This window comes from Halorhodospira neutriphila (genome assembly GCF_016584055.1).
GTDB classification, from domain to species: Bacteria; Pseudomonadota; Gammaproteobacteria; order Nitrococcales; family Halorhodospiraceae; genus Halorhodospira; species Halorhodospira neutriphila.
Genome location: NZ_NRSH01000008.1, coordinates 23,730 through 30,441 on the forward strand (window position 1 = coordinate 23,730; position 6,712 = coordinate 30,441).

The 6,712-nt window shown below is 73.3% G+C and carries 6 protein-coding genes; all 6 read right to left on the reverse strand.

Translation table 11 applies throughout. From position 1 onward, the window contains the following. Positions 1 to 2 precede the first annotated feature (2 nt). The 6 genes from CKO13_RS01775 to CKO13_RS01800 all read right to left on the reverse strand — a co-directional run bounded on the left by CKO13_RS01775 (position 3) and on the right by CKO13_RS01800 (position 6,412). A complete protein-coding gene (locus CKO13_RS01775) occupies positions 3 to 1,265 on the reverse strand; it encodes a NupC/NupG family nucleoside CNT transporter (RefSeq protein WP_200256234.1) in 1,263 nt (420 codons plus the stop codon). A gap of 82 nt (positions 1,266 to 1,347) precedes the next feature. Continuing rightward, positions 1,348 to 1,770, reverse strand: a complete 423-nt coding sequence (locus CKO13_RS01780; protein ID WP_200256224.1) for a DUF4870 family protein — start codon at positions 1,768 to 1,770, stop codon at positions 1,348 to 1,350. An 81-nt stretch (positions 1,771 to 1,851) separates the two neighbouring features. Then, positions 1,852 to 3,297 carry a bifunctional 2-methylcitrate dehydratase/aconitate hydratase gene (locus CKO13_RS01785; RefSeq protein WP_200256229.1) on the reverse strand — a complete coding sequence of 482 codons (1,446 nt, stop codon included), beginning with the start codon at positions 3,295 to 3,297 and terminating at the stop codon, positions 1,852 to 1,854. Between the two features lie 66 nt (positions 3,298 to 3,363). Next, positions 3,364 to 4,488 carry a bifunctional 2-methylcitrate synthase/citrate synthase gene (prpC, locus tag CKO13_RS01790; protein WP_200256230.1) on the reverse strand — a complete coding sequence of 375 codons (1,125 nt, stop codon included), beginning with the start codon at positions 4,486 to 4,488 and terminating at the stop codon, positions 3,364 to 3,366. A gap of 22 nt (positions 4,489 to 4,510) precedes the next feature. Further along, positions 4,511 to 5,398: a methylisocitrate lyase gene (prpB, locus tag CKO13_RS01795; protein ID WP_200256231.1), complete on the reverse strand. Its 888-nt coding sequence runs from the start codon at positions 5,396 to 5,398 to the stop codon at positions 4,511 to 4,513. A gap of 21 nt (positions 5,399 to 5,419) precedes the next feature. Then, positions 5,420 to 6,412: a YhdH/YhfP family quinone oxidoreductase gene (locus CKO13_RS01800; protein WP_200256232.1), complete on the reverse strand. Its 993-nt coding sequence runs from the start codon at positions 6,410 to 6,412 to the stop codon at positions 5,420 to 5,422. Positions 6,413 to 6,712: the final 300 nt, after the last annotated feature.

The following is a 6,712-nucleotide window of genomic DNA, read 5'->3' on the forward strand; positions in this document are numbered from 1 at the left end:
GCTCAGGCGAGCCCGGCGGTATCCAGCAGCCCGACCACGGCCCCGGTCATCAGGGTCGCCAGCGTCCCGGCGGCCACGGCGCGGGGGCCGAGCTCGACGACCTCGCGGCGGCGCTCGGGGACCAGCCCGCCGAGACCGCCGATGAGGATGCCGAGGCTGCCGAGGTTGGCGAAGCCGGCCAGGGCGTAGACCAGGATCCGCTCGCTGTGGGGGGAGAGGGCCTGCTCCGGCAGCTCGGCGAGGCGGAGGAAGGCGAGCATCTCGTTGAGCACGGTCTTGGTGCCGAGCAGCGAGCCGGCCCTGGCGGCCTCCTCCCAGGGGATGCCGGCGAGCCAGGCCAGCGGCGCGAAGAGCCAGCCGAGGATCCGCTCCAGGGTCAGCGCCTCGCCGCCGACCGCCGGCAGCAGGCCCAGGGCGCTGTTGACCAGCGCCACCAGGGCGACGACGACCACCAGCAAGGCGACGATCTGCAGCAGCAGGTCGAGGCCGCGGAGCGTGCCCTGGACGAGGGCGTCCATCGCCCCGCTCGCCGGCTCCGCCTCCGCCTCGAGGCCGCCCTCGGTGGGCGGACCCGTGGGCGGGACCATGACCGCGGCGAGCAGCAGCGCCGCCGGCAGGCTCAACAGCGAGGCGACGAGCAGGTGGCCGAGGGCGTCGTCGAGCACGGCGCCGATGATCGAGGCGTAGAGGACCAGCATGGTCCCGGCCAGCGTCGCCATGCCCGTGGCCATCAGGGCGAAGAGCTCGCTGCGCTGCATCCGCTGCAGGTACGGGCGGATGAGCAGCGGCGACTCGACCATGCCCAGGAAGAGGTTGCCGGCGCTCCCCAGGCCCAGGGCGCCGCCGATGCCCAGGCCCCGGCGCAGCGCGGCGGCGAGCCCGCGGATGAGCAGCGGCAGCACCCGCCAGTAGAAGAGCACCGCCGACAGGGCGCTGACCACGAGCAGCAGCGGCAGCGCCTGGAAGGCGAGGATGAAGGTATCCCCCGCGCCCTCGGGCTTGAAGGGCGGCTCGGCGCCGCCGAGGTAGCCGAAGACGAAGCCCGTGCCCGCCTGCGTGGCCTCGTCGAGGGCGAGGACCAGCTCGTTGGCCACCAGGAAGGCCTGCTGCGCCGCCGGCACGCCGAGCATCACCCCGGCGAGGAGGAACTGCAGCGCCAGGCCCGCCGCCACCGCCCGCCACGGGAAGGCGCGGCGGCGCTCGCTGAGCAGCCAGGCGAGGCCGATGAAGACAAGGAGGCCGAGGAGGGCTTGCATGGCGGTCAGTCGCGGGGGGTGATCAGGCCCCCCCGGCCCAGGGCGGCCGCCGGCACGTCGCGGATGGTCTGCATCGAGCTTCCGCTCTCCCTCAACGCCCGGTGAGGAAGGACGGCGGGCTCGCCAGGGCCCGCCGGTTGTTCAGCTCCGCCAGGCCGACGGTGGCGCGCACGAGGAGCCAGACCAGCCAGAGGAGGTAGAGGAGCACCCCGATGCCGATGAAGGCCAGGACGAAGGAGACGGCCACGGCGCCGAGGGACCACCAGAAGAGGCTGATCTGGTTGTCGTAGTGGGTGCGCAGCCAGGGCTCGGCGCCCTCGCGCTGGACGTAGGCGAGGATCACGCCGACCAGCGCCGTGAAGCCCCCGACGAAGGGGGCGACGAGGTAGAGGACGTAGACGGCCATGGCCAGGGTGCCGGCGCTGACGGCCGGCGCCTCGCCGCCGCTGCTGGCCTGCTGGGCGCCCGGCTCCGGCCGGGCGCTGGGCTCGCGCTCCGGGTCCTCCTCCGGCATACGTGGTGCTCCCCCCTGGTGCGACACGCCTGGAACGGCGCAGTGTAAAGGTCCGGCCCCGGGGACCGGAAGCCGGCCCGCTCAGGCCCGCCACAGGTCCATGAACTCGTGGACCGGCATCTGCTCGAGCCCCCGCTGGTCGGCCACGGCGGCGGCGATGGCGTCGGCCTGGCGCGGGGCGAAGCGCTCGGCGAGGGCGGCGTGGAACTTCTCCTGGAGCACGGGGATGCCCTCCTCGCGCCGGCGGCGGTGGCCGATGGGGTACTCGACGGCGACGCGCTCGGTCTTGGAGCCGTCCTGGAAGAAGACCTGCACGGCGTTGCCGATGGAGCGCTTCTCGGGGTCGAGGTAGTCCCGGGAGAACGGCTCGTGCTCGGTGACCGCCATGCGCTCGCGCAGGGCGTCGATGCGCGGGTCGGCGGCGACGTCGTCCTCGTAGTCGGCGGCGGTCAGGCGGCCGTGGATCAGCGGCACGGCGACCATGTACTGGATGCAGTGGTCGCGGTCGGCCGGGTTGGCCAGCGGGCCGGTCTTGTCGATGATCCGCACGCCCGCCTCCTGGGTCTCGATGACCACGCGGTCGACCTCGTCGAGCCGCGGCGCCACCTCCGCATGGAGCTGCATGGCCGCCTCGACGGCCGTCTGGGCGTGGAACTCCGCCGGGTAGGCGATCTTGAAGAGCACGTGCTCCATGACGTAGCTGGCGTAGGCCTGGGAGCGGCGGATGGGCTCGCCGCCGAAGAGCACGTCCTGGAAGCCCCAGCCCTTGGCGGTCAGCGCCGAGGGGTAGCCCATCTCGCCGGTGAGGCTCATCAGCGCCAGGCGCACGCCGCGGGCCGAGGCGTCGCCGGCCGCCCAGCTCTTGCGCGAGCCGGTGTTCGGCGCGTGGCGGTAGGTGCGCAGCGCCCCGCCGTCGATCCAGGCGTTGGAGACGGCGTTGACGACGTCCTCGTGGCTGCCGCCGAGCAGGTGGGTGGTCACCGCCGCCGTGGCCAGGCGCACCAGCAGGACGTGGTCGAGGCCGACGCGGTTGAAGCTGTTCTCCAGCGCCAGCACGCCCTGGATCTCGTGGGCCTTGATAGCGGCGGTGAGGACATCGCGCACGGTCAGCGCCGGCCTGCCGAGCGCCAGGCGGCGGCGGCTCTCGTAGTCGGCGGCGGCGAGGATGCCGCCGAGGTTGTCCGAGGGGTGGCCCCACTCGGCCGCCAGCCAGGTGTCGTTGAAGTCGAGCCAGCGGATGGCGGCGCCGATGTTGAAGGCCCCCTGGACCGGGTCGAGCCGGTAGGGCGTGCCCGGGACCACCACCCCGTCGCGCATCTCGGCGCCGGGGACCACCGGGCCGAGGAGCTTGGTGCAGGCCGGGTAGCCGAGGGCCATCATGGCGCAGGCGAGGCTGTCCATGAGGCAGTAGCGGGCGGTCTCGTAGGCCTCCCCGGAGTCGATGGCCTGGCCGGCGACGTAGTCGGCGATGGCCACCAGCTCGGCGTCCGGGTCGGGGCGCTGGGCGTTGCGGATCTCTGCACTCATGCCGTGGGGCTCCTCTGCAATCTCGGCGCGGGGCCGCTGCCGGGGCGGGCCGCCCGCTCCTGTCGTTCAGCGCTCGTCGATCGGCGGCACCGGCCGCAGCTCGTGGCCGACGTAGTCGGCGCTCGGGCGGATGATGCGGTTCTTCGCCCGCTGCTCCATGACGTGGGCGGCCCAGCCGCTGTGCCGCGACATGACGAAGATCGGGGTGAAGAGCTTCGTCGGGATGCCCATGAAGCGGTAGGCGGAGGCGTGGTAGAAGTCGGCGTTGGCGAACAGCCCCTTCTCGTCCCACATCACCTGCTCCACCGCCTCGGAGACGGGGAAGAGCGCCGTATCGCCCACCTCCTCGGCGAGCTTGCGCGACCACTCCTTGATGACGGCGTTGCGCGGGTCGACCTCCTTGTAGATGGCGTGGCCGAAGCCCATGACCTTCTCCTTGCGCTCGAACATCCCCTGCAGGCCGGCGCGGGCCTCCTCGGGGGACGACCAGCGCTCGAGCATCGCCATGGCCGCCTCGTTGGCGCCGCCGTGGAGCGGGCCGCGCAGGGTGCCGATGGCGCCGGTGATCGCCGAGTGCATATCGGAGAGCGTCGAGGCGCAGACGCGGGCGGTGAAGGTCGAGGCGTTGAACTCGTGCTCGGCGTAGAGGATGAGCGAGACGTTCATCACCGCCTCGTGGAGGGCGTTCGGGGGCGCGCCGTGGAGGAGGTGGAGGAAGTGGCCGCCGATGGAGTCGTCGTCGGTGGCGGTGTCGATGCGCACGCCGTCGTGGCTGTAGCGGTACCAGTAGGTGATGATCGACGGCAGGACCGCCAGCAGCCGGTCGGCCACCTCGCTCTGCTCGGCGAAGGACTCCTCGGTCTCGAGGGTGCCGAGCATGGAGCAGCCGGTGCGCATGACGTCCATGGGGTGGGCGTCGGCGGGGATCTGCTCGAGCACCGCCTTGGCCGCCGGGGGCAGCTCGCGGCGCTCGCGCAGCCGGCGCTTGTAGGCGTCGAGCGCGGCGCGGCCGGGCAGCTCGCCGTAGAGCAGCAGGTAGGCGACCTCCTCGAACTGGCAGCTCGCCGCCAGGTCGCGCACGTCGTAGCCGCGGTAGGTCAGCCCCGTGCCCTCCTTGCCGACGGTGCACAGCGCCGTCTCGCCGGCGGATTGGCCGCGCAGGCCCGCGCCCGCCTTCTTCTCCTCGCTCATGGCAGTGCCTCCTCGTCTAGGTTCAGGTATCGCGGCCGAAGAGCTCGTCGAGCTTGCGCTCGTAGGCGTGGTAGCCGAGCACCTCGTAGAGCTCCTCGCGGGTCTGCATGCGATCGAGCACGCCCTCCTGCGTCCCCTCGCTGCGGATGGCGGCGTAGACCTGCTCGGCGGCGCGGCTCATGGCCCGGAACGCCGAGAGCGGGTAGAGGACCAGCCCCGCCCCCGCATCGCGCAGCTGCTCCCAGGTGAAGTACGGCGTCTTGCCGAACTCGGTGATGTTCGCCAGCACCGGCACCGGGAGCCGGCCGGTGAAGGCCTCCAGGTCGGCGAGGCTCGGCACGGCCTCGGCGAAGACCATGTCGGCCCCCGCCTCGACGTACGCCTCGGCCCGCGCCAGGGCCGGCTCCAGCCCCTCGGAGGCGCGGGCGTCGGTGCGCGCCATGATCACCAGCTCCGGATCGGGCCGGGCGTCCACCGCCGCCTTGACCCGGTCGGCCATCTCGGCGGTGGAGACCAGCTCCTTGCCCGGGCGGTGGCCGCAGCGCTTGGCCTGGACCTGGTCCTCGATGTGCAGGGCGCCGGCCCCGGCGCGGGTGAGCTCGCGCACGGTGCGGGCGACGCTGAAGGCGCCGCCGAAGCCGGTGTCGACGTCCACGAGCACCGGCGCCGCGGTGACGTCGGTGATCCGGCGCACGTCCTCGGCCACGTCGGCGAGCTGCGTGATGCCGAGATCCGGCAGGCCGTAGGAGGCGTTGGCGACGCCGGCGCCGGAGACGTAGAGCGCCCGGAAGCCGGCGCGCTCGGCGAGCAGCGCCGCGTAGGCGTTGACGGCGCCGGCGACCTGCAGGGGCCGCTCGGCGCGGACCGCCTCGCGGAAGCGGCGGCCGGCGGAGGCTTGGGGGTCGGTCATGGCGGGCTCCTCCCGGACGGGTCAGTCGCCGAGGCGCACGAGGGTGCGGCCCGTGGTGCGGCGCTCGAGCATCGCCTCGGCGGCCTCGCGCAGCCCCTCGAGGCCGACCTCGCCGGCGACGATGTCGTCGCGGTGGGTGGGCTGCAGGTCCGCCCCGAGGCGGCGCCACGCCTCCAGGCGCAGCGAGCGCGGGCAGTTGGCCGCGCTGATGCCGATCAGGCTCACCCCGCGCAGGATGAAGGGCATCACCGTGGCGTCGAGCTTGGTGCCCCCCGCCAGCCCGATGGCGGCGACGTTGCCGTAGAGGCCGACGCAGGGCAGCAGCTCGGAGAGCAGCTCGCCGCCGACGTTGTCGACGACGCCGGCGTAGCGCTCCTTGTCCAGGGGGCGCTGGCTGCGGGCCAGCGCCTCGGGCTTGACCACCTCGCTGGCGCCGAGCTCGCGCAGGTGCGCCGCCGCCGACTCCTTGCCCGAGGCGGCCACCACCCGGTAGCCGGCGTTGCTCAGGATATCCACCGCCAGGCTGCCGACGCCGCCGCTCGCCCCGGTGACGAGGATATCGCCGTCCTCGGGGCGCTGCCCGGCGGCCTCCATGCGGATCAGCGCCAGCGCCGCCGTCATGCCGGCGGTGCCCACCGCCATGGCCTGGCGCGGCGTGTAGCCCGCCGGCAGGGGCACGACCCAGTCGGCGGGGACGCGGACGTACTCGGCGAAGCCGCCGTCGTGGACCTCGCCGAGCCCGCAGCCGGTCACCAGGACCTCGTCGCCCGGCTCGATGCCCGCCGCCGAGGACTCCGCCACCGTGCCGGCGACGTCGATCCCCGGCGTGATGGGGAAGCTGCGCACGATCTTGCCCTTGCCGGTGACCGCCAGGGCGTCCTTGTAGTTGAGCGACGAGTAGGCGCCGCGGATGAGCACCTCGCCCTCCGGCAGATCGCCGCGGGCGAGGGCCTGCACGCCGCCCTCGGCCTCACCGCCCTGGTAGGGGATGCGCCACGCCTTGAACGAATCCATAAAGGCCTCCTTGATCGGGGTGGAGTCTACTATGCCCGATAAAAGCTTCCCAAATACATCGCATAATGGGGCCTTACTGCCCCCGCTGCTCGCTGCACTGCAGCAAACAGCTTGGCGCCTACGCCGGCGCCCGCGCAATGGACGGCGGCCAGCCTCCTGGGGCAACATGCCGGCCATTGGCTCGACGGCGACGGCCCCATGCACCAGAGTACCCGTTGATGGCCCCGCGCACCCTCCTCCCCCTCGCCGCCCTGGCGCCGGCGAGCAGCGCCAGGGCGGCGAGGGGGAGGAGGGTGCGCG